Origin of the sequence: Actinocorallia sp. A-T 12471 (genome assembly GCF_033875155.1) — a bacterium.
Lineage (GTDB): Bacteria > Actinomycetota > Actinomycetes > Streptosporangiales > Streptosporangiaceae > Actinocorallia.
This window is the reverse complement of sequence record NZ_JAWZTE010000010.1, coordinates 21745-44481: the sequence shown is the minus strand read 5'-3', so window position 1 is coordinate 44481 and position 22737 is coordinate 21745. Positions and strand designations below refer to the sequence as shown.

21 protein-coding genes are annotated in these 22737 nt (G+C 71.6%); 15 read left to right on the top strand and 6 right to left on the bottom strand.

Features of this window, described 5'->3' with window-relative positions; all coding sequences use genetic code 11:
- Nucleotide 1: 1 nt before the first annotated feature.
- Nucleotides 2–1468 carry a glutamate synthase subunit beta gene (locus R9X44_RS24810; protein ID WP_319816671.1) on the top strand — a complete coding sequence of 489 codons (1467 nt, stop codon included), beginning with the start codon at nucleotides 2–4 and terminating at the stop codon, nucleotides 1466–1468.
- A gap of 152 nt (nucleotides 1469–1620) precedes the next feature.
- Here R9X44_RS24810 and R9X44_RS24805 read toward each other — a convergent pair whose 3' ends face one another.
- Genes R9X44_RS24805 through R9X44_RS24795 form a run of 3 tightly spaced genes read right to left on the bottom strand, consistent with a single transcriptional unit; the run spans nucleotide 1621 to nucleotide 2869 of the window.
- On the bottom strand, nucleotides 1621–1803 hold the full coding sequence (locus R9X44_RS24805; protein ID WP_319816670.1) for a DUF397 domain-containing protein: 183 nt from the start codon (nucleotides 1801–1803) through the stop codon (nucleotides 1621–1623).
- A complete protein-coding gene (locus R9X44_RS24800; RefSeq protein WP_319816669.1) occupies nucleotides 1800–1985 on the bottom strand; it encodes a DUF397 domain-containing protein in 186 nt (61 codons plus the stop codon). Before R9X44_RS24800 ends, R9X44_RS24805 begins: the two co-directional genes overlap by 4 nt.
- A 14-nt stretch (nucleotides 1986–1999) precedes the next feature.
- Entirely contained in the window at nucleotides 2000–2869 is an 870-nt protein-coding gene (locus R9X44_RS24795; RefSeq protein WP_319816668.1) for a helix-turn-helix transcriptional regulator, read from the bottom strand.
- Between the two features lie 227 nt (nucleotides 2870–3096).
- On the opposite strand from R9X44_RS24795, the gene R9X44_RS24790 reads away from it, so the two are divergent.
- Nucleotides 3097–3846 (top strand): ATP-binding protein, encoded by a 750-nt coding sequence (locus R9X44_RS24790; RefSeq protein ID WP_319816667.1) that lies wholly within the window; start codon nucleotides 3097–3099, stop codon nucleotides 3844–3846.
- Between the two features lie 87 nt (nucleotides 3847–3933).
- Nucleotides 3934–4728: a PhzF family phenazine biosynthesis protein gene (locus R9X44_RS24785; protein WP_319816666.1), complete on the top strand. Its 795-nt coding sequence runs from the start codon at nucleotides 3934–3936 to the stop codon at nucleotides 4726–4728.
- Between the two features lie 10 nt (nucleotides 4729–4738).
- Here the strand turns inward: R9X44_RS24785 and R9X44_RS24780 are convergent, their stop codons facing one another.
- Both R9X44_RS24780 and R9X44_RS24775 read right to left on the bottom strand, forming a co-directional pair.
- Complete coding sequence (locus R9X44_RS24780; protein WP_319816665.1) at nucleotides 4739–6175, bottom strand: serine/threonine-protein kinase; 1437 nt, start codon at nucleotides 6173–6175, stop codon at nucleotides 4739–4741.
- A gap of 115 nt (nucleotides 6176–6290) precedes the next feature.
- On the bottom strand, nucleotides 6291–7745 hold the full coding sequence (locus tag R9X44_RS24775; RefSeq protein WP_319816664.1) for an aminopeptidase P family protein: 1455 nt from the start codon (nucleotides 7743–7745) through the stop codon (nucleotides 6291–6293).
- Between the two features lie 184 nt (nucleotides 7746–7929).
- On the opposite strand from R9X44_RS24775, the gene R9X44_RS24770 reads away from it, so the two are divergent.
- Complete coding sequence (locus R9X44_RS24770) at nucleotides 7930–8649, top strand: siderophore-interacting protein (protein ID WP_319816663.1); 720 nt, start codon at nucleotides 7930–7932, stop codon at nucleotides 8647–8649.
- A gap of 4 nt (nucleotides 8650–8653) precedes the next feature.
- Here the strand turns inward: R9X44_RS24770 and R9X44_RS24765 are convergent, their stop codons facing one another.
- Entirely contained in the window at nucleotides 8654–9292 is a 639-nt protein-coding gene (locus R9X44_RS24765) for a helix-turn-helix domain-containing protein (protein WP_319816662.1), read from the bottom strand.
- An 88-nt stretch (nucleotides 9293–9380) separates the two neighbouring features.
- On the opposite strand from R9X44_RS24765, the gene R9X44_RS24760 reads away from it, so the two are divergent.
- From R9X44_RS24760 to coaE, 11 genes are all read left to right on the top strand, one after another.
- A complete protein-coding gene (locus tag R9X44_RS24760; protein WP_319816661.1) occupies nucleotides 9381–9950 on the top strand; it encodes a GNAT family N-acetyltransferase in 570 nt (189 codons plus the stop codon).
- 80 nt (nucleotides 9951–10030) lie between these two features.
- Nucleotides 10031–10756, top strand: a complete 726-nt coding sequence (locus R9X44_RS24755) for a response regulator transcription factor (protein ID WP_319816660.1) — start codon at nucleotides 10031–10033, stop codon at nucleotides 10754–10756.
- Nucleotides 10753–12186 (top strand): HAMP domain-containing sensor histidine kinase, encoded by a 1434-nt coding sequence (locus R9X44_RS24750; RefSeq protein WP_319816659.1) that lies wholly within the window; start codon nucleotides 10753–10755, stop codon nucleotides 12184–12186. Before R9X44_RS24755 ends, R9X44_RS24750 begins: the two co-directional genes overlap by 4 nt.
- Nucleotides 12187–12232: 46 nt before the next feature.
- Complete coding sequence (locus tag R9X44_RS24745; protein ID WP_319816658.1) at nucleotides 12233–13453, top strand: bifunctional glycosyltransferase family 2/GtrA family protein; 1221 nt, start codon at nucleotides 12233–12235, stop codon at nucleotides 13451–13453.
- Nucleotides 13450–15549, top strand: a complete 2100-nt coding sequence (locus R9X44_RS24740) for an ArnT family glycosyltransferase (RefSeq protein ID WP_319816657.1) — start codon at nucleotides 13450–13452, stop codon at nucleotides 15547–15549. Before R9X44_RS24745 ends, R9X44_RS24740 begins: the two co-directional genes overlap by 4 nt.
- A gap of 64 nt (nucleotides 15550–15613) precedes the next feature.
- A complete protein-coding gene (locus R9X44_RS24735) occupies nucleotides 15614–16732 on the top strand; it encodes a hypothetical protein (RefSeq protein ID WP_319816656.1) in 1119 nt (372 codons plus the stop codon).
- A gap of 131 nt (nucleotides 16733–16863) precedes the next feature.
- On the top strand, nucleotides 16864–17988 hold the full coding sequence (locus tag R9X44_RS24730; RefSeq protein WP_319816655.1) for a polysaccharide deacetylase family protein: 1125 nt from the start codon (nucleotides 16864–16866) through the stop codon (nucleotides 17986–17988).
- A 224-nt stretch (nucleotides 17989–18212) separates the two neighbouring features.
- Nucleotides 18213–19679 (top strand): 30S ribosomal protein S1, encoded by a 1467-nt coding sequence (gene rpsA, locus R9X44_RS24725; RefSeq protein ID WP_319816654.1) that lies wholly within the window; start codon nucleotides 18213–18215, stop codon nucleotides 19677–19679.
- A 68-nt stretch (nucleotides 19680–19747) separates the two neighbouring features.
- Nucleotides 19748–21637: an endonuclease/exonuclease/phosphatase family protein gene (locus tag R9X44_RS24720; protein ID WP_319816653.1), complete on the top strand. Its 1890-nt coding sequence runs from the start codon at nucleotides 19748–19750 to the stop codon at nucleotides 21635–21637.
- On the top strand, nucleotides 21637–22122 hold the full coding sequence (locus R9X44_RS24715; RefSeq protein ID WP_319816652.1) for a GNAT family N-acetyltransferase: 486 nt from the start codon (nucleotides 21637–21639) through the stop codon (nucleotides 22120–22122). Before R9X44_RS24720 ends, R9X44_RS24715 begins: the two co-directional genes overlap by 1 nt.
- Before the next feature lie 26 nt (nucleotides 22123–22148).
- Nucleotides 22149–22736 (top strand): dephospho-CoA kinase, encoded by a 588-nt coding sequence (gene coaE, locus R9X44_RS24710; RefSeq protein WP_319816651.1) that lies wholly within the window; start codon nucleotides 22149–22151, stop codon nucleotides 22734–22736.
- Nucleotide 22737 lies beyond the last annotated feature (1 nt).

The window sequence follows — 22737 nt, the reverse complement described above, 5'->3', positions numbered from 1 at the left end:
AATGGCAGACCCCAAGGGGTTCTTGAAGGTCACGCAGCGGGAGCTGCCGGCCCGCCGTCCGGTGGACGTGCGCATCCGTGACTGGAAGGAGGTCTACGAGGACCTCCAGCGCCCGACCCTGGAGCGCCAGGCCAGCCGGTGCATGGACTGCGGCATCCCGTTCTGCCACCAGGGCTGCCCGCTCGGCAACCTCATCCCCGAGTGGAACGACCTTGTCTACAAGCAGAACTGGCAGGCCGGGATCGAGCGGCTGCACGCCACCAACAACTTCCCGGAGTTCACCGGACGGCTGTGCCCCGCGCCGTGCGAGACCGCGTGCGTGCTCGGCATCAACCAGGACCCGGTGACGATCAAGCGGGTCGAGGTCGAGCTGATCGACCGCGCCTTCGCCGAGGGCTGGGTCAAGCCGCAGCCGCCGGCCGTCAAGACCGGGAAGAAGGTCGCGGTCGTCGGGTCGGGTCCCGCGGGTCTTGCGGCTGCGCAGCAGCTGACCAGGGCCGGGCACGACGTCGTCGTCTACGAGCGGTCCGACGCGCTCGGCGGGCTGCTGCGTCGCGGCATCCCCGAGTTCAAGATGGAGAAGCGCCACGTCGAGCGGCGGCTCGACCAGATGCGCGCCGAGGGCACGGTCTTCAAGACCGGCGTCAACGTCGGCGTCGACATCACCGCCGAGGAACTGCGCGCCGAGTACGACGCGGTGGTTCTGGCGGGCGGCGCGACCGCGTGGCGCGACCTGAACGTCCCCGGCCGCGAGTCCACGGGCGTCTACCAGGCGATGGAGTACCTGCCGATCGCCAACCAGGTGGCCGAGGGGGTGCTTCCCGAGCCGACGATCACCGCCGAGGGCAAGCACGTCGTCGTCATCGGCGGCGGCGACACCGGCGCGGACTGCATCGGCACCGCCCTGCGCCAGGGCGCGGCGTCGGTCACCCAGCTGGAGATCATGCCGAAGCCGCCGGAGGCCCGTCCGGGCAGCCAGCCCTGGCCGACGTTCCCCATCCTGTTCAAGATGGAGAGCGCCCACGAGGAGCTGGAAGCGGCCGGAGGCCCCCGGGTCTACGCGGTCAACACGCTCGGCTTCACCGCCGACGAGGACGGCAACGTCAAGTCGCTGCGCCTCGTTGACGTCGAGGGGCCGCAGACCGGCTTCAAGCCGATCGAGGGCACCGAGCGGGAGATCCCGGCTGAGCTCGTCACGCTTTCGATGGGCTTCCTCGGGCCGCAGCGCGAGGGTCTGCTGGAGCAGCTGGGCGTCGAGCTCGACCAGCGCGGCAACGTCGTGCGGAACCTCGACTACCGGACCTCGGTGGACGGCGTGTACGTCGCGGGGGACATGGGGCGCGGTCAGTCCCTGATCGTCTGGGCGATCGCCGAGGGCCGCGCCGCGGCCTCGCGCGTCGACCAGGACCTGCAGGGCTCAACGGCGCTGCCGTACCCGATCCCGCCGACGGCGCGGCCCATCGCCTGACCGTCTTAGAGCCGCACAAGGGCGCACCCCGCTACGGGGTGCGCCCTTTGCGTTCTGGCCTGGCCCGAGAGACCCCCACCCACTACAACCTGGCTCCCACCCTCCCCCTAACCCAAAGGACGCGCTCCCCACGGGAGCGCGCCCTTCACGTTCTACCGGGAAACACCAGCCAAAAAAGCCGCCAACGCACCCCGCGAGACGCTCAGGTGCCCTTGCGCGGGGTTCTTGCTGTCCCGCACGCCTCGGGCCGAGCCGGGAAAGCGCGCGACCTCGACGCACGCACCGTTGCCGCTACTCCTGCTGCTCTTGCGCCACTGGGGGGAGATGTCGGTCATCGTGCGACCCCGGCGAGGAGGGCCGCCAGCGCGGACCGCGTGACGGTCAGGTGCCCCTGCCCGGGGTTCTTGGAGTCTCGGACGCCTCGGGCCGCGCCGCGGAAGCGCGCGACCTCGACGCACTCACCGTTGCCGCTGCTCCTGGTGCTTTTGCGCCATTCAGGGGAGATGTCCGCTGTCATCGGCTCTCCTTAGTTCACGCGGCCTTGCGCATCTCCCTGGCGAGTACACGAAGGAGCCGTGTTGACTCGATGGGGGACAGCGCGGACGCTCTCAAGTGGTCAAATATCAGTCTATAGGCCGAGACCTCGGCCGGTTCTTCCACGAACAGCGCGCTTGTGCCCGCGTCGATGTAGACGACGTCCGGATCTGGGTCGTCGAACCCCAGAACCACGAACGATGACGCCATGGCCGCGTGCTCTCCGGCGCTGTAGGGCATGACCTGGATGTGAACTCCCGGCTGATCGGCCACATCCGCGAGCCGGTCGAGCTGTTCGGCCATCACCTCGGGACCGCCGACCATCCGACGAACGGCTCCCTCGTCAAGAATGATCCATGGGCGCAGTGGCGCGTCGCCTTCGAGGACGCGCTGGCGGTCGACTCTGAGCGTGACCCGCCGCTCGATCGACGCCTCATCGTCATCAGGTCGGGTCGCCTTGATGACGGCTCGGGCGTAGTTCTCGGTCTGGACGATTCCGGCCACGAGTTGCTGCTGATAGCTCAGTAGAACGTTGGCTTCGGTCTCCAGGCCGATGTAGGTGCTGTACTCCGACGGCAGGACGTCGCCATATGCCTGCCACCAGCCGCGCTGGCGCGCCTCGCGGGACAGCGTGAGCAGCACCTCGGCCGTCGTGTCGTCCACCCGGTAGACGGCGAGCAGGCTCTTCAGGTCTGCCGGGCGGATGCGCCGGTCGCCCACTTCCCAGCGGGCGAGGGTGCTGGCGGACCACCCGTTGTCCGCCATGACGCACACCTGCTCGATGGTGTGGCCGGCTTGCTCACGGAGTCTCCGCAGTTCCCTCGCGAGTCGTTTGCTGCGGACGGTCGGGCTCGGCCTAACGGACATAAATACTCAAACCTCCCAAGCCGTGCCGTCCGCGAATTTTGGCGAATTGCCATTGACTTGTTGCCAACGACGCATTGTTGCTTCATCCTGGCATCAGACTGCCACAGCGAGTAGTAACTCTGCGGCAAATCGGCGAGATCTTCGGTGTTTCCCTTTGGCGAAACGCCAAACGACAACGACCCCGGCCAGTGAAGGCACGGGGCCTGACCGGAAGTGAGGTTCTGACCATGGGGTGTGATTCTCGGCCGGCGGCGGTCGGTGTTCTTGCGGGGCTTGAGGCGCTGGAGGTGGTGTTGGTGCGGCGGGGGGATCTCGTCGTGTCGGCGGGGGTGGTGGGGGTGGGGGTGCCCTGTTTGCGGGTGGCCGCCGTTGGTGGGGGTGGGGTTGTGGAGCGGGTGACGGTGGAGCCGGAGGTCGGCGGGGCGGTGTTCGTGTTGGCGCGGGGGGAGCGGTGGCCCGTCGCGGATGTGGCGGGGACGGCCGAGCGGGTCGCGGCGGTGCTGGGAGCGCATGTGGGGTTGCGCGTTCGGGCGGATGCGCGGGCTGTGGGGGCGGTGCGGGCGTGGTGTCGGAGGGTGCTGGCGGGGTGTGCGCAGCTTGGGGACGCGATGGTGTGCGTGAGCGAGCTGCTCGGGAACGTCGTGCGGCATGGGGGAGAGGCCCCGGTGCCCTCGACCGTGACGTTCTGGCATGAGGGGTCCGCTCTTCTCGGGGAGGTGCGGCATCCGATGGCCGACGATGCCGTGCGTCCGGCTACGCCCGACCACGTTCTTGACGAGCTCGCCGCGCTCGCCGCGCTCACCGAAGGGGCGGGCCCGCCCGGCTTCGACCTGGCCGCCCTTTCCGAGGGCGGGCGCGGCCTCGTCGTCGTGCGGGGACTCGCCGACGACGTCAGCCAGACCCGCACCCCCTCCGGCCTCGTCACCGTCTGGCGGCAGACCCCCTGCGGCTGCGTCCGCCCCACCCACACCCCCTGACGCCCCCGGCCCCCAGGAAGTCGCCGCCGTCCCGGAGGTGGGTGGGGGGGTTCTTGCAGGTGGGGGTGGGTGTGTCAGGGTGGGGGGATGCGGATCTTTGTTGTTGACGCGTTCACGGATCGGGCGTTCGGGGGGAACCCGGCGGGGGTGTGTCTGCTGGAGAAGCCCGCCGAGCCGAAGTGGATGCAGGCGGTGGCGGCGGAGATGCGGCACTCGGAGACCGCGTTCGTCCGGGCGCTCGACGAGGGGTTCGAGCTGCGGTGGTTCACGCCCGAGACCGAGGTGCGGCTGTGCGGGCACGCGACGCTCGCGGCGGCGCGCGCGATCTACGCCGAGGGCCTCGCCGAGCCGTGGCAGACGATCGAGTTCTCCACGCTGAGCGGCCTGCTGACCGTCGCCCAGGAAGAAGACGGCCTGCGGCTCGACTTCCCTGCCGTGCCCGCCGAACGTGTCGAACCCCCGGCGGGCCTCGCCGCGGCGCTCGGCGTCGAGCCGGTCTTCACCGCGCGCAACGCCCAGAACGACATCCTCGCCGTCGTCCCCGACGCGACGGCCGTCCGGAACCTGCGGCCCGACTTCGCCCTCCTCGAAACGATCGACGCGCGCGGCGTCGCCGTCACCGCCCCCGCCGACGCCGAAGCCGAGGGCGCGGACTTCGTCTCCCGCTTCTTCGCCCCCTCAGTCGGCATCCCCGAGGACCCGGTGACGGGCTCGGCCCACTGCATGCTCGCCCCCTACTGGGCAGAACGCCTGGGCCGCGACACCCTCACCGGTCTCCAGGTCTCCCCCCGCTCCGGCAAGGTCACCGTCCGCCTCGAGAACGGCCGCGCCCACCTCACCGGCAACGCCGTCATAGTCCTCATCGGCGAACTCCTGGTCTAACCCGACGCCGTCAGTTGTTACCACCCCATCGGGGACCCGAGCGGTCGGCCAACAGAACCTCAAGGGGCCGTCGTTTGATCGCGAGCAGCGAGACTGGCGCGAGGACGATCCAGCCGGTCTTCGGCTCGGCGTGCGGCAGCGGCGCAAGGGAACCGGCGAGCGCCGGGCTGGGGACGCCGGGGACCGTCGCGACGCACACCGCCCACTTCTTGCCGGGAACCGTCCGCCGGACGGCGACCCGCCCGATCTCCGGCCAGCGGTAGAACGTGAGCCGACCGCTGTCGCGCACCCCGAGGCCGTCGCCGTCCACCCGCAGCTCGAACGGCTCGCGCACCGCCCTGATCCGGGGGACGAGACGGCCGAGGCCGGTCACCACAAGGTAGATGCCGAGCGCGCCAAGGACGACGACAAGGCTGCCGTCCGCGTTGTTCGCGGTGCCCGAGACCGCGCCCGCCAGCATCACCACGCCGATCAGCAGCCGAAGGACGGTCCGCGCGAGCGCGCCGACCAGCACCGCCTTGCGGCCCCGGAGGACGACGCCGCTCCCGGGACCCGTCGCGCGTCCGGCGTCCGGGGCCGGGACCTCGAGCGTCGTCGTCACGCGCTCCACGCGCGGAGCCGACGCCTCGGGAGCGGTGTCCGGATACCCGAGGAGCCGCATGAGGGTCTGCGCCGCCGTGGGCCGCAGTTCCGGATCTTTGGCCAGGCAGGCGCGGACGATCCCGGCGAGCTCCGGCGGCAGCGCGGACACGTCGGGTTCGGCGTGCAGGACCCGGTGCAGCACCGCGGGGATGCTGTCCGCGCCGAACGGCGGCGCGCCCGTCGCCGCGAAGACGAGGGTCGAGGCCCAGGCGAACATGTCGGTGGCGGGCCCGAGCGGCAGTCCCGCGACCTGCTCGGGCGCCATGTAGGCGGGCGTGCCGACGGTGTGGCTGCGCATCGTGGCCATGCCGTCGAGTGCCCTGGCGATGCCGAAGTCGATGACGCGGGGGCCGTCCTCGCCGACGATCACGTTCGGCGGTTTGAAGTCGCGGTGCACGATCCCGGCTCGGTGGATCGCCGCGAGCGCCGTCACCGTGCCGATCGCGAGCCGGTGCAGGTCAGCGCCCGCGCGGACGCCGTCAGCCCGGATGAGCTCGTGCAGCGACCGGCCGCGCACGTACTCGCTGACGATGTAGGGCCGATCGCCGTACACGTCGGCGGCGATGACCCGGGCGGTGCAGAAGTCCGCGACGCGGCGTGCCGTCTCGAGTTCCCGGACGAATCGGACGCGCGCGGCCTCGTCGCCGCTGAAGCCCGCTGACAGGAGCTTCACCGCGACCTGCCGTCCGGACGGGCTCCGGCCCAGGTAGACGACGCCCTGACCGCCCTCGCCGAGCCGTCCCACGAGGACGTACCCGCCCACTTCGCCGGGATCGCCCGCCACCAACGCCGCAGCCCCCGACATCCCCACCCTCCAGCAACCTCGCCCACCCACCGCTTCTACTTATATCCCGACAACCCGCCCGACGCCCCCACTTCCGCCCCGGTCCCGCCGAATGTCGGGACCGGGGCGCGGTGGGTCAGCCTGCCAGCCAGGCTTCGAGTTCGTCGGCTTGGCGGGGGAGGGAGGCGGAGAGGTTTAGGGAGCCGGTTTCGGTGACGACGAGGTCGTCTTCGATGCGGACGCCGATGCCGCGCAGCTCCTCGGGGAGGGTGAGGTCGTCGGGCTGGAGGTAGAGGCCGGGTTCGACGGTGAGGACGTGGCCGGGCTCCAGGACGCCGTCGAGGTAGGTCTCGGCGCGGGCCTTGGCGCAGTCGTGGACGTCCATGCCGAGCATGTGGCCCGAGCTGCACAGGGTGTAGCGGCGGTACAGGCCGGACTCGGGGTCGAGTGCGGCCTCCGCGCCGCCGGGCAGCAGGCCCCAGTCGTCAAGGCCCTCGGCGATGACGCGCATCGCGGCGTTGTGGAAGTCGCGGAAGCGCGCGCCGGGCTTGACGGCGGCGATCGCGGCCTCCTGCGCGGCGTACACGAGGTCGTAGACGCGGCGCTGCGCGTCGGTGAACCTGCCGTTCGCCGGGAGGGTGCGGGTGATGTCGGCGGTGTAGAACGAGTCGGCTTCGACGCCGGCGTCCAGCAGCAGCAGTTCCCCGTCGCGGACCGGGCCGTCGTTGCGGATCCAGTGCAGCACGCACGCGTGCGCGCCCGCCGCGGCGATGGTCTCGTAGCCCGTGCCGTTGCCCTCAAGGCGCGCGCGGCGGTTGAAGGTCGCCTCGACCCAGCGTTCGCCGCGCGGGTGGCGCAGCGCGAACGGCAGCTCGGCGGCGACGTCGCCGAACCCCGCGACGGTGAAGTCGACGGCGGCGGTGAGCTGGCCGACCTCGTACTCGTCCTTGACCAGGCGCAGCTCGGCGAGGACGGCGTGCAGCTCATGGTCGGCGTGCTCGTCGGCGTGCGGGGGGACGAGCGCGTCGATCGCCTCGTCGACGCCGCGCACGACCCGCACCGGGGCCCGTCCTGACGTCAGCGCGGCCTCAAGCCTCTCCAGCGGAGCGGCGGCGAGGCCGAGCGCCTGTTCGGTCTCCTCAAGCGCGCGGCGGCGACCCACCCACAGCTCGCCGTGACGCCGGTCGCGGTAGAACTGCGCGCCGAGCGGCCCGTCGTCGCGCGGTGAGCGCGGGTGCGTGTACAGCACCGCCTCGTGCCCCGACGCCGTCGGCTCGAGCACCAGCACCGCCTCCGGGACCGCCTCGGTGGCGACCTCGGCCGTGAGGTGCGCGAACGCGGTGTGCGGCCGGAACGCGTAGTCGCAGTCGTTGCTGCGCACCTTCAGCCCGCCCGACGGGATCACCAGCCGCTCCCCGGGGAAGCGCGCCGAGACAGCGGCCCGCCTCTTGGCCGCGTACGCCGAGGCCGGGACGGGTTCGGCCGTCACGTTCGTGTCGGCCCATCCGTGCCGGAAGAACTCGGCGAGGGCGGGGGTGATGGGCAGGTCGTGGCTGCCGGTGACGAACCTTGCGTCGCTTGAGGTGCTCATGTGGGGCTTTCCGGACGGTGATCGAGGAGGGACGGCTGGTGGGGGTGCGCGTCCCAGATTACGCCCGGGCCAAGACCGGCGTCGCCGGGGCCTTGCGAGCCGATCTCTCGCGACCTATCGTTCTCCCTATCTAGATATATCTAGATATGACTCTACTAAGACTCAGGTGAGAGGGAGGGTTCCGGTGGCCCTTGGCGAAAGACTCGTCGACGCGCTCTTCGCGCGCGGCACCGTGGCCGAGGTCGACTTCGCGGCGGCGCGGGTGCGCGCTATCCGGCTGCGGGTGGGCGCCGACCTCGCGTGGCGGCCAGGACAGCAGGTGCGGGTGCACGTCAACGACCTGCTGTCCGGGCTGCGCAAGCCGTTCGACATCCTGCGCACCTACTCGGTCTGGGACTACGACGGCGTCCACCTCGACCTGCGGGTCCTCGACCACGGCGACGGCCCGGGCGCGGGCTGGGCCCGCGCGCTCTCGGCCGGCGACGAGGTGGTCTTCGGCAAGCCGGAGGGCGGCTTCGTCGTCCGGCCCGAGGCGGGTCTGCATCTTTTCGTCGGGGAGGAGACGGCCCTCGGGGCGTTCGGGCCGATGACGCGCGCCGTCGCGGACGCGTCCCCCGGCGTTCCCTGCCACAGCGTCGTAGAGGTCGCGGGCCCAGACGACAGGCTCCCCCTGGAAGGCGACGTCACCTGGCTCTACCGAGGACAGGCCCCCGCCTACGACTCGGCGACGCTCGCCGAAGCCGTCGCCGGTCTCGACCTTCCCCCCGACAACGCGCACGCCTACCTCGCGGGGGAGGCGAAGACCTGCCAGTCCGTCAAGAAGGCGCTGCTCGCCAAGGGCTGGGCGCGCCGCTCGATCCACGTCAAGCCGTTCTGGACCCCCGGCAAACGCGGCATGGACTAGCGGCTCAGCGGCCGATCCAGTCGCGGATCGCCGCGTTGAGCTCATGTCCGGCAAGGGGCGCGACGGGCAGCGACGTCGGGGCGGGCCGCAGCCCTTCGAGGACGAGGGCGTGATGGCGCAGCCAGGGCCGTCCGGGGATGTGCCGCGTGTGCTCGGCGATCGTCGCGACGGCCATGAGCAGCAGCGTCAGGTCCCCGAACCCGAGGTCCGCCCGGACCGCCCCGGCCCGCTTGGCCCGCTCGAGCAGCAGCTCGACGGGCGGCGCGAAGACGCCGAGCGCGGCGGCGAGCCGGTCGACGTCGCCGGGCGCGAGGATCAGCTGGCGCAGGCCCCTGTCGGTCAGGTGCTCGTCGCAGAAGCGCTGGAGGAACCGTTCGAGCCCGGTCCACGGATCGGGCTCGGCCAGCGCGTCCTCGGCGAGCAGGCGCAGCTCCTCGTGCTGTGTCTCGACCACCGCCTCGATGAGGTCCTCGCGCGCGGGGAAGCGCCGGTAGACGGTGCCGATCCCCACTCCCGCCGTCCGCGCGACCTCCTCGAGGGTGACGTCGAGGCCCCGCTCGGCGAACAGCGCACGCGCCGCGGCGAGGATCCGCGCACGGTTGCGCGCGGCGTCCTTGCGCAGCGGCCGGGTCGACGTGCTCATGATCACCGAATCCTAGCGAAGTCCGGATATGCCGGACAGGGCCCGCTGCCGGGGGATCGCCGCTGAGCTGGGCATAGGATCGGTGGTCATGAAGTCCGTCGAGACCGAGATCACCACGTGGTACCTGGAGCAGACGTCCCCGGACGATCTCGTTCCGGCACGGCCCGCCGCGGTCGAGGTGATCCGGGCCGAGGTGCCAAGCCCTGAGTTCAGCAGATACCTGTACTTCGGGGTCGGCGGCGACTACCAGTGGAGCGACCGGCTGCCCTGGGGCTACGACGAGTGGGCGCAGTGGCTTGAACGTCCCGGCTCGGAGACCTGGGTGGCCTGGGACCGGGGCACGCCCGCCGGATACGCCGAGTTCAACCCCGGCGACGACGGGTCGGTGGAGATCATCTGCTTCGGGCTGCTGCCCGCGTTCACCGGCAAGGGCTTCGGCGGGCACCTGCTCACCGAGGCCGTCCGGCGGGCCTGGACGCTCGACGAGCGGCACGACCTGCCCAAGACGTCGCGGGTCTGGCTGCACACCTGCTCCCTCGACGGCCCCGCCGCGCTGCCGAACTACCGGGCGCGCGGCTTCCGCGTCTACGACACGCGCTTCGCGATCGAACGCGTCTGGGCGCGCCCGCTCGGCCCGTGGCCCGGGTCGCCCCGCTGAGCCTGAGAAATCGGTGAGAGTGCGCTGAGAACGCCCCGCCGCTCCACGGAGCACGGGCCGCCGATGGCTACGTTGAGTGCATGACTACTCCGGACGAGCCCCGCGCCCACATCCTCGTCGTGGACGACGAGCCAGCGGTCCGCGAGTCGCTCGCCAACAGCCTGATCTTCGAGGGCTACCAGGTGAGCGAGGCAGGCGACGGCGTCGAGGCGCTCGAACAGGCCGAAAAGCTCAGCCCCGACCTCCTCGTCCTCGACGTCCTCATGCCCCGCATGGACGGCCTGACCGCGTGCCGCCGCCTGCGCACCGGCGGCGACGCCACCCCCGTGCTGATGCTGACCGCGCGCGACATGGTCGGCGACCGCGTCACCGGACTCGACGCCGGAGCCGACGACTACCTCGTGAAGCCGTTCGAACTCGACGAACTCCTCGCCCGGGTGCGCGCCCTGCTGCGCCGCAGCGCCATGACGGGCGCGCCGCGCGCCGCCGACGCCGAGGCCGACGAGGTCCTTGAGTTCGCGGGCCTGCGCATGAACACCCTCACCCGCGAGGTCACCCGCGACGGCCGCGCGCTTGAGCTGACCCGTACCGAGTACATGCTTCTCGAGATGTTCATGACCCACCCGCGCCAGGTGCTCACCCGCGAGCAGATCCTCGAGACGGTCTGGGGATTCGACTTCGAACCCGCGTCCAACTCCCTCGACGTGTACGTCATGTACCTGCGCCGCAAGACCGAGGTCGGCGGGATGCCGCGCCTTGTGCACACCGTACGCGGCGTCGGTTACGTGCTGCGTCCGGGCGCATGAGGCGGCTTCCGCTGCGTGGGCGGATCACGCTGCTCGCGTCGGCCGCCGTGGCCGTCGCCGTCGCGGCGTGCGCGGTCGCCAGTTGGTTCCTCGTGCGCGACGCGCTGTACGGGCAGCTCGACCGTCAGCTGCACGCCCAGGCCGAGGGGCCGGGCGGCAGGGAGGGCGACTGGACGCCGCGCGAGATCGCGATCGCGGTGCAGTCGTGCACGTCAGAGCCGATCTCCGACACCGACGACAGCCCGTTCGGGTTCCGTCCGCCGAACGGGCGGCTGCAACAGGTCGTGCTCGACAACGGCCAGGTCTGCACGATGCGCAACGGCGGCAAGATGCCCGTCAGCGAGGCCGACCTGTCGGTGGTGCGCGGGGAACGCGAGCAGGTGCTCTACAACGGCTCGGGCACCGACGCCGACGGTGAGCGGGTGAACGTCCGGATCATCACCTCCGCCCGTTATCTGAACGCGGACGGCTACCGGATCACCGTCATGACCGCGCTGCCGCTCCAGCAGGTCACCGAGCCGCTGCGCGAACTCGCGCTGACCCTGCTGCTGGTGTCGGCGTGCGGGATCGTCGGGTCGGCCATCGCGGGGCTGGTGATCGCGCGGGCGTCGCTGAAGCCGGTCGACCGGCTGACCGACGCCGTCGAGGAGGTCGCGCGGACCGAGGACCTGTCGGTGCGCATCCCCGAGGAGGGCACCGACGAGATCGCGCGCCTCGGCCGCTCCTTCAACACGATGACGGCCGCGCTGGCCGCGTCCCAGGAACGCCAGCGCAACCTCATCGCCGACGCCGGACACGAGCTGCGCACCCCGCTGACCAGCATGCGCACCAACATCGACCTGCTGATCCGCAGCCAGGAGACCGGCCGCGACCTGCCGCCGGAGACCAAGACGAGGCTGCTGGACAGCGTCCGCGCCCAGATGCGCGAGCTGACGTCGCTGATCGGCGACCTGCTCCAGCTCGGCAGCCCCGCCGCCAAACCACGGCAGCACACCGAGGTCGCCTTCCACGAGGTCGTCGAGCGCGCGGTCGAGCGGGCGCGGCTGCGCGGCCACGGGCTGACCGTCACGGCCGACCTCAAGCCCTGGTGGGTCGAGGGGGACCCCGACAGCCTTGAGCGCGCGGTGGTGAACCTGTGCGACAACGCCGTCAAGTTCAGCCCGCCGGCCGGGACCGTCGAGGTGACGCTCAACGACGGGGTGCTGCTGGTGCGCGACCACGGGCCGGGGGTGTCCGAAGAGGACCTGCCGTATGTGTTCGAGCGGTTCTGGCGGTCGCCGTCCGCGCGCAGCCTCCCCGGGTCGGGGCTCGGGCTCGCGATCGTCGCGCAGGTCGCCAGGGAGGCGGGCGGCGACGTCTCGCTGACCGCCGCGCCCGGCGGCGGAACCGTCGCGCGGCTCAGCCTCCCGGGGACTCTCATCCGCAGTTAAGCCGCACGTCAGGGGCCTCCCAGGGCGGGTCGGCATCTTCGGTGGCATGAGCGCAACCATCGACCTCCCCGAAGGCGGCAGGGCGGCCCCGCCCGCGACGCGTCGGCTGGAGAAGCTTGTCGAGGTCGTCATCCCCGTGCACAACGAGGAGCACGTCCTGGAGGCCAGCGTCCGCCGTCTGCACGCCTACCTGTTCGAGAACTTCCCTTACGGCTTCCGCATCACCGTCGCCGACAACGCGAGCGCCGACCGGACGTCCGAGGTGGCCGCGCGGCTCGCCGCCGAGCTGCCCAGGGTCCGCGCGGTGCGGCTCGACCGCAAGGGCCGGGGCCTCGCGCTGCGGCACGTGTGGGGGGCCAGCGACGCCGACGTCGTCGCCTACATGGACGTCGACCTCTCGACCGATCTCGACGGGTTCCTCCCGCTCGTCGCCCCGCTGCTGTCCGGCCACTCCGACCTCGCGATCGGCAGCCGGCTCGACCGGGGCTCGACCGTCGTGCGGGGGGCGAAGCGCGAGGTCATCTCGCGCTGCTACAACCTGCTGCTGCGCACCACGCTCGCCGCCCGCTTCTCCGACGCGCAGTGCGGGTTCAAGGCGGCCAGGACCCAGGTCGTCCAGGCGCTGCTGCCGCAGGTCGAGGACGACGCGTGGTTCTTCGACACCGAACTGCTGCTGCTCGCCGAACGGACCGGGCTGCGCATCCACGAGGTCCCGGTGGACTGGGTGGACGATCCGGACAGCCGCGTCGACGTCAAGCAGACCGCCCTTGACGACCTCAGGGGCATGGCAAGGGTCGCGCGCCGGATAGCGCGCGGGCGGTTCGGGGAGACGTCGCTCTCGCGGGAGCTGCCGCGCGGGATGGCCCGGCAGCTTCCCCGGTTCGCGATCGTCGGGGTGCTGAGCACGATCGCGCAGCTTGTTCTTTATGTTCTGTTCCGTCTGGTGATGTCGCCGCTTGTGGCGAACGCCTTGAGCCTGCTGCTGACGGCGGTGGCCAACACGGCGGCGAACCGGAGGTTCACGTTCGGCGTGACGGGGACGTCGGGGGCGTTGCGGCATCAGGCGCAGGGCGGGATCGCGTTCCTCGTCGGGCTCGGGTTGTCGACCGGGGGGCTCGCGCTGCTGCATCTGATCGTGGACGCGCCCACGCGGGGGGTCGAGGTCGGGGTCGTCGTGGTGGCCAACGGGCTCGCGACCCTCGTCCGGTTCCTGCTGCTTCGGGTGTGGGTGTTCCGTCCGGGTGTTCGGCGGGAGGCGGCGTCATGAGCACCGTTCTTGAGATTCCCGTGGGTCACGTGTCCCCTGTTAAGGAGCGTTCCCTGATAGCGCGCGTGTTCCTCGGCAAGGCCGACGAGCCCCGGTGGGCCCGTCCCGTCCTTTGGGCTGTGCTGCTGCTGGCGGGTGGGCTGTACGGGTGGAACCTCGCGGCGTCCGGGGACGCCAACACGTACTACGCGGCCGCCGTGTACTCCGGCGCGCAGAGCTGGAAGGCGTGGTTCTTCGGGGCGCTGGACGCGGGCGCGTTCATCACCGTCGACAAGCCGCCGTTCGCGCTGTGGGTGATGGGGCTGTCGGCGCGGATCTTCGGGTACTCGTCGTGGAGCATGCTGCTGCCGCAGGCGCTCATGGGCGTCGCCGCCGTCGGCATCCTGTACTCGTCGGTGCGGCGCGGCCTGGTCGGACGGCTCGGCGCTGCTCGCGCGGCCGCCGGGGCGAGCGTCGCGGCGCTGGTGTTCGCGCTGACGCCGATCACCGTGGCGATCAACCGCGACAACAACCCCGACACGCTCCTGGTGCTGCTGCTCGTCGGCGCGGCCTGGTGCTGCCAGCGCGCCATCGCCAACGGGAAGCTGCTTCCGCTGCTGGGATGCGCGGCGCTCGTCGGGTGCGCGTTCAACACCAAGATGCTCCAGGGGTACGTGCCGCTGCCCGCGTTCGCCCTGGCGTACCTCGCGCTCGCCGACGTCACGCTCGGGAGGCGGATCAAGAACCTGCTCCTCGCGGGGGTCGCGCTCGTCGCCGCGAGCGGCTGGTGGATGGGCGTCGTCGCCCTGTTCCCCGCCGACGCCCGCCCCTACATCGGCGGCAGCACCGACAACACGGTCTGGGACCTGGTGATCGGCTACAACGGCCTGGGCCGCATCTTCGGCGCCGACGGCCCCGGCAGCACGGGTGGCGGGGGCGGCAGTATGGGCGGCGGCGGGGGCGCGAGCTTCGGCGGCGCGTCCGGGGCGGGCCGCCTGTTCAACGAGACGATGGCCGGCCAGATCTCCTGGCTGCTCCCCGCCGCCGCGCTCCTCACCCTCGCCGCGCTCGTCCTCGTCGGACGCGCCCGCCGCACCGACCCGGCCCGCGCGCTCCTCGTGCTCTGGGGAGGCTGGCTGCTCCTGCACTACGCGGTCTTCAGCTTCGCCGAAGGCACCTTCCACCCCTACTACACGACGGCCATGGCCCCCGCCGTCGCCGCCCTGGCGGGCGCGTGCGGCGCGCTCCTGTGGCGCGCCCCCCGCGCGTTGGGCTGGGTCCTGCCCGTGACCGCCGCCCTCACCGGCATATGGGCCTTCGAGGTGCTGCGCCGCACTCCCGACTGGCACCCATGGCTCGCCTGGACCGTGGCCGCAGCCTCCTTCGCCGCAGTCCTCACCCTGCTCATCGTCGCCTACGGCCCCCGCGCCGGCCGGACTCTCACAGCCCTCGCGCTCACCGCCGCCCTGGTCACGGGCCTCGCGGGCCCCGCCGCCTACGCGGCCTCCGCCGCCACCACCCCCGTCAACGGCACAAACCCCACAGCGGGCCCCGCCTCCTCCTCGGGCCCCGGCGGCATGGGCCGCCCCGGCAGCGGAAGCTTCCCCGACGGCGGCGGCAACGGCTTCCCAGGCGGCGGCCAGCCCCCCTCCGGCATGCCCGACGCCCAACCCCCGTCCTCAACCTCCCAACCCCAAGACACTCAGCCCCAAGACTCTCAGGGGCAGGGTTCTTGGGGGCAGGGTGCTCCGGGGGGTGGGGGTGGGCCCGGTGGGGGCTTCGGCGGGCGCGGGGGGCTTGATGAGGAGACCGTCGCGTATCTGAAGGAGAACCAGGGGGAGGCGACCTGGCTTGTGGCGGTGAGTGATGCGCAGACCGCCGCGTCATTGATTCTGAGTACGGGGGAGCCGGTCATTTCGATGGGCGGGTTCACCGGGTCGGATCGGGCGATGACGGTCGAGCGGCTCAAGGAACTCGTCGCCGACGGGAAGCTGAAGTACATCGTCGTCGGGGGGTCCCGGGGCGGTGCGGGGGAGGTGGACTCCTGGGTTCAGGAGAACGCGACCCCTGTGGAGGAGGTGGGCGACGGCTCGCTGTACGAGCTTTCGGCCGACTGAAATCCCCGGTAACGCCCTCCGCCCGCACTGGCGGGGGGCGTTATCGCATGTCAATCTCGCATTTATGCGCACGATCAGGAGCATTCTGTTCGGCGGGCCGGAGGACCCGGCGTGGGCGCGCCCGGTGGTGTGGGCGCTCACCGCGCTCACCGCGCTGCTGTACTTCGCGGGGACCGGGGCCGACCCGCACCCGTACGCCCTGGTCGGCGCGGTCGCGGCGGGCGGCGCGGTCTTCGCGCTGTACGCGGCGGTCACGCGCCTGTTCGGACACGGCGCCGGAGCGCTCGCGGCGCTCGCCCTCGCGCTGAGCCCAGTCGGAGTGGGCCTCGCCGCATCCTCCGACGCCCTCGCCCTGCTCCTCCTCATCCTCGCGGCCCACACCCTCACCCCGCCCGCTCAGGCCGCTCGGCCCGCCGGGCATGCTCAGTCCGCCCGGTCGGTCTGGCACGGCCGGGTTGTGGGGCGTGTTGGTGGGGGGCTTGTGCTCGGGGTCGGGGGTGGGGCGGTGCTGTGGAGTGGGCCGTGGGGGTACACGGCGTCCGGGGTCTGGGGGCGGGAGGGCGGGCCGGCGCAGGGCGCCGGGCGTGCGGTCGGGGTCGCCGAGTCGTTCGCGGATGTGCCGGGCGGGCCGTTCGCGTCGCTGCTGCCCTTCGCGCTCGTTTCGCTCGTCGCGGGGCTGGTGATCGTGCGCGGTGACCGCGCGCGCACGGTGGCGCTGCTGCTCTGGGGGGCCTGGACGGCGATCGCCGCCACGGCCTTCGCGCTCGTGCCCGGCACCGGGTCCTCGGGCCTCGTCTTCCTTGAGCCCGGCCAGGAGGTTTCCGTCGGCGTGCCGCCGGGGCCCGGTGCGGACTCGTCGGCGGTCGCGCTGCTCGGGCCGGGCGTCGCCGCGCTCGCCGGGATCGGCGCGGCGCTCATGGGCCGCGCCGGACGCCCCTGGCCCGCCGTCCTCGCCGTCTGCGCGGTCGGCACCGCCGCCGTCGTGTTCGTCGCGTTCGGCGACGCGCCCGGCGTGCGGCCCTGGCTGCGCTGGGCCGTCGTCGCGCTGGCCCTCGCCTCCGCCGCCCTGATGGCCCGTAAGCGCCTCGCCTGCGGCATGGCCACCCTCACCGGCCTCCTCGCCGGCCTCGCCGCCCCCGCCCTCCTGGCCCTCTCCACCGCGGGCCTCATCGCCCCCCTCTAACCCCCTCCCCAACCCGCCGTGCGTGACGCCCCTCCCCAACACTTCAGTGAAGGTAGACACGGGGGTGGGATGCGGGACGGGGAGGGTTGCTCCGCTCTAGGCTGGGGGCTCCCGTTTCTCCCGGAGAGCCCGTGCCCACCCTTCACAAGTTCGCCGTGCTCGTGCTCGGCGCAGCGCTGTTGTTCGGTCTTCTGCTCGCGCCGCAGGAGCAGGACGCCGACGAGGTCGTCGCCAAGCCGTCAAAGGCGGGGGCCGCGGCCGAGCCCGCGGGCCACACCGCGACGCCGACGGCCAAGCCGACGCCCACCAAGACGACGCCGCCTCCGCCGCAGCCCGCCACCGCGGCGGCCGCCGCGGCCAAGGCCAACGAGCTCGGCCAGGTTCCGGTGATCATGTACCACCGGATCATCAAGAAGCCGTTCTCCTCGATCGACCGCACGCCGGACGAGCTGCGCAAGGAGCTGGAGTCCCTGGCCAAGGCGAACTACGTGCCGATCACCGCCGCCGACTTCGTGCGCGGGAACATCGACATCCCGGCCGGGTCCCACCCCGTCGTGCTGACGTTCGACGACGGCAACCCGACCCAGTTCGCCCTCGACGCCTCGGGTAACCCCGTCCCGGAGACGGCGGTCGGCGTCCTGTTCGACGTCGCGTCCCGCTACCCGACGTTCCGGCCCGTCGCGACGTTCTACGTCAACAAGGACCCGTTCCAGCTCGGCGAGGAGGCCAACCCGGGCGTCGCGTGGCTCGTCCAGCACGGGTTCGAGATCGGCAACCACACCCAGACGCACCCGAACCTCGCCGGTATGTCGCGTAAGAACGTCGAGGCGGAGATCGCGAAGAACGAGTCGGTCGTGGAGAAGATCTCCGGGTCGCGCTCGGTCACGTTCGCGTATCCGTTCGGCAACCCTCCGCGCTCGAAGGCCAAGGACAACGCGTTCGTCGCCAAAGGTTCGACCTGGGAGTTCAAGGGCATCTTCCTGGCCGGGTGGAACCCGTCGGTGTCGGTCTTCGCCAAGGATTTCGACCCCACCCGTATCTCCCGCATCCGGTCGGAGGATAAAATCAAGGAGGACGGATGCGACAAGTTCTGCTCGACCGCCTGGCTTGAGTGGCTGGAAAAGAACCCCGACCAGAGGTTCACCTCCGACGGCGACAAGAACACCGTGACGGCTCCGTCGTCGGTGATCGGTGATCTCGCCCCCGACTGGGCGGCCCAGGGCCGCTTCTACCAGCCCGCCGACATCCCCGGGTAGATCTCCCCCCGGATGCTCGGATTGACCTGGGGCACTGCCATCTCATATGCTGATCGCTGCGCTGTGGGCCTGCGGCGCCTCGGACGGAGCAGGCGCACGCTCGATCTGGTCGACATCGGTCATCTCGGGGGGTTCAGCCCCTCATCTCCGGTCTTGGGCAGGGACGAAATGGGCCCTCGCGCTTCATAAATCGACTCATGTCCGTACCCGGAGCCAGTCCACACATGACGAGCAGCACCGAAGCCACCTCGACCACCCCGCAGGTAGCGGTCAACGACATCGGTTCGGCGGAGGACTTCCTCGCCGCGATCGACCTGACCATCAAATACTTCAATGACGGCGACATCGTCGAAGGCACCGTCGTCAAGGTCGACCGAGACGAGGTCTTGCTCGACATCGGTTACAAGACCGAGGGCGTGATCCCTTCCCGGGAACTCTCGATCAAGCACGACGTCGACCCCAACGAGGTCGTTTCCGTCGGCGACGAGGTCGAGGCCCTGGTCCTCCAGAAGGAGGACAAGGAGGGTCGCCTGATCCTGTCCAAGAAGCGCGCCCAGTACGAGCGCGCCTGGGGCACGATCGAGAAGATCAAGGACGAGGACGGCATCGTCACCGGTACGGTCATCGAGGTCGTCAAGGGTGGTCTCATCCTTGACATCGGCCTGCGCGGCTTCCTCCCGGCGTCCCTGGTCGAGATGCGCCGCGTCCGCGACCTTCAGCCGTACGTCGGCAAGGAGCTCGAGGCCAAGATCATCGAGCTGGACAAGAACCGCAACAACGTGGTCCTGTCCCGCCGTGCCTGGCTCGAGCAGACCCAGTCCGAGGTCCGCCAGACCTTCCTCAACACCCTCCAGAAGGGCCAGGTCCGTAAGGGCGTCGTGTCCTCGATCGTCAACTTCGGTGCGTTCGTGGACCTCGGCGGCGTCGACGGCCTGGTGCACGTCTCGGAGCTGTCCTGGAAGCACATCGACCACCCGTCCGAGGTCGTCGAGGTCGGCCAGGAGGTCACGGTCGAGGTCCTGGACGTCGACATGGAGCGCGAGCGCGTCTCCCTGTCGCTGAAGGCGACCCAGGAAGACCCGTGGCAGCAGTTCGCCCGGACCCACCAGATCGGCCAGGTCGTTCCCGGCCGCGTCACCAAGCTCGTCCCGTTCGGCGCGTTCGTCCGCGTCGAGGAGGGCATCGAGGGCCTGGTCCACATCTCCGAGCTGGCCGAGCGCCACGTGGAGATCCCCGAGCAGGTCGTCCAGGTCGGCGACGAGATCTTCGTCAAGATCATCGACATCGACCTCGACCGCCGTCGCATCAGCCTCTCGCTGAAGCAGGCGAACGAGGGCGCCGTCGAGGTCACCGAAGAGGACTTCGACCCGACCCTGTACGGCATGCCGGCCGAGTACGACGCCGAGGGCAACTACAAGTACCCCGAGGGCTTCGACGCCGACACCGGCGAGTGGCTCGAGGGCTACGACGCCCAGCGCGAGACCTGGGAGCGGCAGTACGCCGAGGCCAGGTCCCGGTTCGAGGCGCACCGCAAGCAGATCGACGAGGCCCGCAAGGCCGACGCCGAGGCAGCGGGCGGCGAGAGCGGCACCACCTCCTACAGCGGTGGTGGCGAGGAGGCCACGGGCGGCGCCCTGGCGACGGACGAGGCCCTGGCCGCGCTTCGCGAGAAGCTGTCCGGCAACCAGTAAGCACCGTTTTGGGGGTAACTCATCCCATCGCCGGATGAGCCGTCCCGTTCAGCCGCTACCATCTTCAGGTGGTCACGACTGACAAAGGCACCGAGTTCGAGGGCCCTGCCGGACCACCGGCAGGGCCCTCGATCGTTCCCCGGGGGGTCGCGCGGCTGACGCTGATCGCGGTCACCGTCGCGGTGTTCGCCGAGACGCTCCGCTACAGCCTCCCCGCGTTCTCCAACACGTCCGTCGGCGGCGCGCTCGGTTTCGGGCTGCTCGCCGCCGCGGCGGCGTTCCTCGCCCCGGCGATCCGGGCGCTGCGCGGTCCGCGCTGGCTCGTGGTGATCGGCGTCGGCGGGCTGCTGCTCACGCGGGTCGTGGCGCAGGGGACGGGTCCGGTGCTGAACCTCGCGGTGGTCGGCACCGCGTTCGGGCTGCTGGCCCTGCCCGCCCTGTACGAGAGCTCACGCGGCCTGTCGGGCGTCGGCTTCTCCATCGCCGCGACGGCCGGGCTCGCCTTCGACACCAGCGTCAGGATGTTGTTCGGCACCTGGGACGGGGTGTGGCGCGACGGGATCGGCCCCTGGGCGGTCTGCCTGGTCGTGGTGGCCGTCGGGATCGCGGCGCTGGCCAGGGAGATGTCCTCGCCCGCCGTCCCGTTCCCCGGGATCAGCTGGCGTGACGCGCTCGGCGCGGCCGCGCTCGGCCCGTTCATCGCCCTCCAGGTCCTTGTGCTGTCGAATCCGGCGTTCGTGGCGTCGTCGGGCTGGCTGTCGCTGACCACCGCCTGCTACGTCGTCTGGGCGGGCCACGCGCTCGCGCTGGCGTTCCTGGCGTCCGGCCTCGCGGTGCGCGCGGTGCCGGGCGGCGTCGGCGTCCTGGGCGGCACCCTGCTCGGGGTGTGCGCGGGCGCGGTCGCCGGGACCTACGCGCTCGACGGCAAGGTCGTGGTGATCGCGGTCGTGCCCGCCCAGCTCCTCGCGGCCTGGCTGCTCGCGGTCGCGTGCCGCGCGCCGCTGCGGCTCGCCGGGACCGGCGGCCCGATCTGGCGGGTGGACCTCGGCGCGGCCCTCGGCGGCCTGGCGCTCGTGGCGATCCTCGTCCCGTACACGCTGAACCCCGAACACCCGCTGCCGTTCCCCAACAACGCGCTGAGCGGCATCGCGGGCATCCTGCTCGGCCTGCTCGCGGCGATCGCGGCCGCGCGCGGCGGCCCGCTGCCCGCCCGCGCCCCCCAGCGCGCGCTGACGGCCCTGGGGGCGTGTCTGCTGCTGCTCATCCCGCCGTTCGTGTTCGGCAGGGCGGCGGCCGTCCCCGCGTCCGGCGCGATCGCCGACGAGGTGCGCGTGGTGTCGCTCAACATCGACCAGGCGATGCACGGCGGAAGGCTCGACCCCGAACGGATCGCCGCGCTCGTGGAGGCCCGTGACGCCGACGTCGTCACGCTCCAGGACGTCGGCAGGGGCGCGACCGCCTCGGGCACCGCCGACCTCGGCGTCTGGCTGTCGCAGCGCCTGGGGATGACCCTGGTGTGGGGCCCGGCAGCCGACTCCCAGTACGGCAACGCGATCCTCACCTCCCTCCCGGTCAAGTCGACGGGCACGGCACGGGTGTTCAACGGCGACGAGGTGCGCGGCTACGTGTGGGCGCGGATCGGCGAGGGCGACCGGACCATCGACGTCTGGACCACCCGCCTGGCCCCCGGCGACGACGCGGACGACGCCCGCGCGGCGGAGATGTCGGCGCTGGTGAAGGCGTGGAGCGGCGCGCCGCGCACGATCGTCACCGGCGACCTCGGCACCGCCGCCGACGCCGAGGAGATCAGCGTCCTCACCTCCGCGGGCCTGCGCCGCGCGCCGGGGACGCTCGCGCAGGGCGTCACCCAGAACGTGTTCGGCACCGACGACGTGGTGTTCGGCCAGACGTCGGTCGACGACGGCGGCCTGATCGCCGTCACCGCGAAGGTGGGCTGATGATCGGCAGGGCCGAGGCGGCGGACGCGGGCGAGCTGCTGACGCTCCAGCGCGCCGCCTACGTCACCGAGGCGCAGGCGTACGGCGACGCGTTCATCGCCCCGCTGGTCGAGCCGCTCGATCGGGTCGTCGCCCTGCTGGACACCGCCGCCGTCGTGCTGAAGGCGGTCGAGGACGGCAGGATGGTCGGCGCGGTCCGCACCGCCGTCCAGGGCCGCACCTGCCTGGTGAGCCGCCTCGTGGTCGCGCCCGACATGCAGGGCAGGGGCATCGGCACCGCCCTGCTGCGCGCGGTCGAAGACGAGATGCGCGGCCTTGTGACGTCGCTCGTGCTGTTCACCGGGCACCTGTCGGCGGGGAACCTCCGGCTGTACCGGCGGCTCGGGTACGTCGAGTACCGCCGTGAGCGGGTGTCGGACCACCTCGTCCACGTCCATCTGCGCAAGCCGCTGTCCGAGCACGCCGAGACCGTCACGCCGGCGTGACCCGCCCCGAAGGAAACGAGGAGACCATGCCGCGACTGCGCGTCGGCCTGACCGGTGGCATCGGAATGGGCAAGAGCGAGGTGTCGCGCCGCCTCGTGCAGCACGGCGCGGTGCTCATCGACTCCGACGCCCTGGCCCGCGAGGTGGTCGAGCCCGGCACGCCGGGCCTCGCGGCGATCGTCGCGGAGTTCGGCGACGGCGTCCTGCTGCCCGACGGCGCGCTCGACCGCGAGGCGCTGGGCGCGATCGTGTTCGCCGACGCGGCCAAGCTGAAGGCGCTGAACGCGATCACCCACCCGCTGATCGGCGCGCGCGGCCAGGAGCTCCTTGAGGCAGCGCCGGACGACGCGGTCGTCGTCTACGACGTCCCGCTGCTCGCCGAGAACGGCCTGAAGCCCCTGTACGACGTCGTCATCGTGGTCGACGTCCCCGAGGAGCTCCAGATCGAGCGGCTGACGCAGCGGCGCGGCATGACCGAGGAGGCCGCCCGCGCCCGCATCGCCGCCCAGGCCACCCGCGAACAGCGCCGCGCCATCGCCGACCACGTCATCGACAACTCGGGCACCCTCGAAGACCTGCACGCCCGCGTGGACGAACTCTGGGCGACCCTGTAGG

Bases quoted from the DNA above. Each gene is read 5' to 3' on its own strand.
- R9X44_RS24765 (WP_319816662.1), bottom strand. From the start codon at position 9,292: ATGAGCACGTCGACCCGGCCGCTGCGCAAGGACGCCGCGCGCAACCGT.
- R9X44_RS24735 (WP_319816656.1), top strand. From the start codon at position 15,614: ATGCGCACGATCAGGAGCATTCTGTTCGGCGGGCCGGAGGACCCGGCG.
- R9X44_RS24795 (WP_319816668.1), bottom strand. From the start codon at position 2,869: ATGTCCGTTAGGCCGAGCCCGACCGTCCGCAGCAAACGACTCGCGAGG.
- coaE (WP_319816651.1), top strand. From the start codon at position 22,149: ATGCCGCGACTGCGCGTCGGCCTGACCGGTGGCATCGGAATGGGCAAG.
- R9X44_RS24800 (WP_319816669.1), bottom strand. From the start codon at position 1,985: ATGACAGCGGACATCTCCCCTGAATGGCGCAAAAGCACCAGGAGCAGC.
- R9X44_RS24750 (WP_319816659.1), top strand. From the start codon at position 10,753: ATGAGGCGGCTTCCGCTGCGTGGGCGGATCACGCTGCTCGCGTCGGCC.
- R9X44_RS24785 (WP_319816666.1), top strand. From the start codon at position 3,934: ATGCGGATCTTTGTTGTTGACGCGTTCACGGATCGGGCGTTCGGGGGG.
- rpsA (WP_319816654.1), top strand. From the start codon at position 18,213: ATGACGAGCAGCACCGAAGCCACCTCGACCACCCCGCAGGTAGCGGTC.
- R9X44_RS24760 (WP_319816661.1), top strand. From the start codon at position 9,381: ATGAAGTCCGTCGAGACCGAGATCACCACGTGGTACCTGGAGCAGACG.
- R9X44_RS24745 (WP_319816658.1), top strand. From the start codon at position 12,233: ATGAGCGCAACCATCGACCTCCCCGAAGGCGGCAGGGCGGCCCCGCCC.
- R9X44_RS24780 (WP_319816665.1), bottom strand. From the start codon at position 6,175: ATGTCGGGGGCTGCGGCGTTGGTGGCGGGCGATCCCGGCGAAGTGGGC.
- R9X44_RS24775 (WP_319816664.1), bottom strand. From the start codon at position 7,745: ATGAGCACCTCAAGCGACGCAAGGTTCGTCACCGGCAGCCACGACCTG.
- R9X44_RS24810 (WP_319816671.1), top strand. From the start codon at position 2: ATGGCAGACCCCAAGGGGTTCTTGAAGGTCACGCAGCGGGAGCTGCCG.
- R9X44_RS24805 (WP_319816670.1), bottom strand. From the start codon at position 1,803: ATGACCGACATCTCCCCCCAGTGGCGCAAGAGCAGCAGGAGTAGCGGC.
- R9X44_RS24790 (WP_319816667.1), top strand. From the start codon at position 3,097: ATGGGGTGTGATTCTCGGCCGGCGGCGGTCGGTGTTCTTGCGGGGCTT.
- R9X44_RS24755 (WP_319816660.1), top strand. From the start codon at position 10,031: ATGACTACTCCGGACGAGCCCCGCGCCCACATCCTCGTCGTGGACGAC.
- R9X44_RS24715 (WP_319816652.1), top strand. From the start codon at position 21,637: ATGATCGGCAGGGCCGAGGCGGCGGACGCGGGCGAGCTGCTGACGCTC.
- R9X44_RS24740 (WP_319816657.1), top strand. From the start codon at position 13,450: ATGAGCACCGTTCTTGAGATTCCCGTGGGTCACGTGTCCCCTGTTAAG.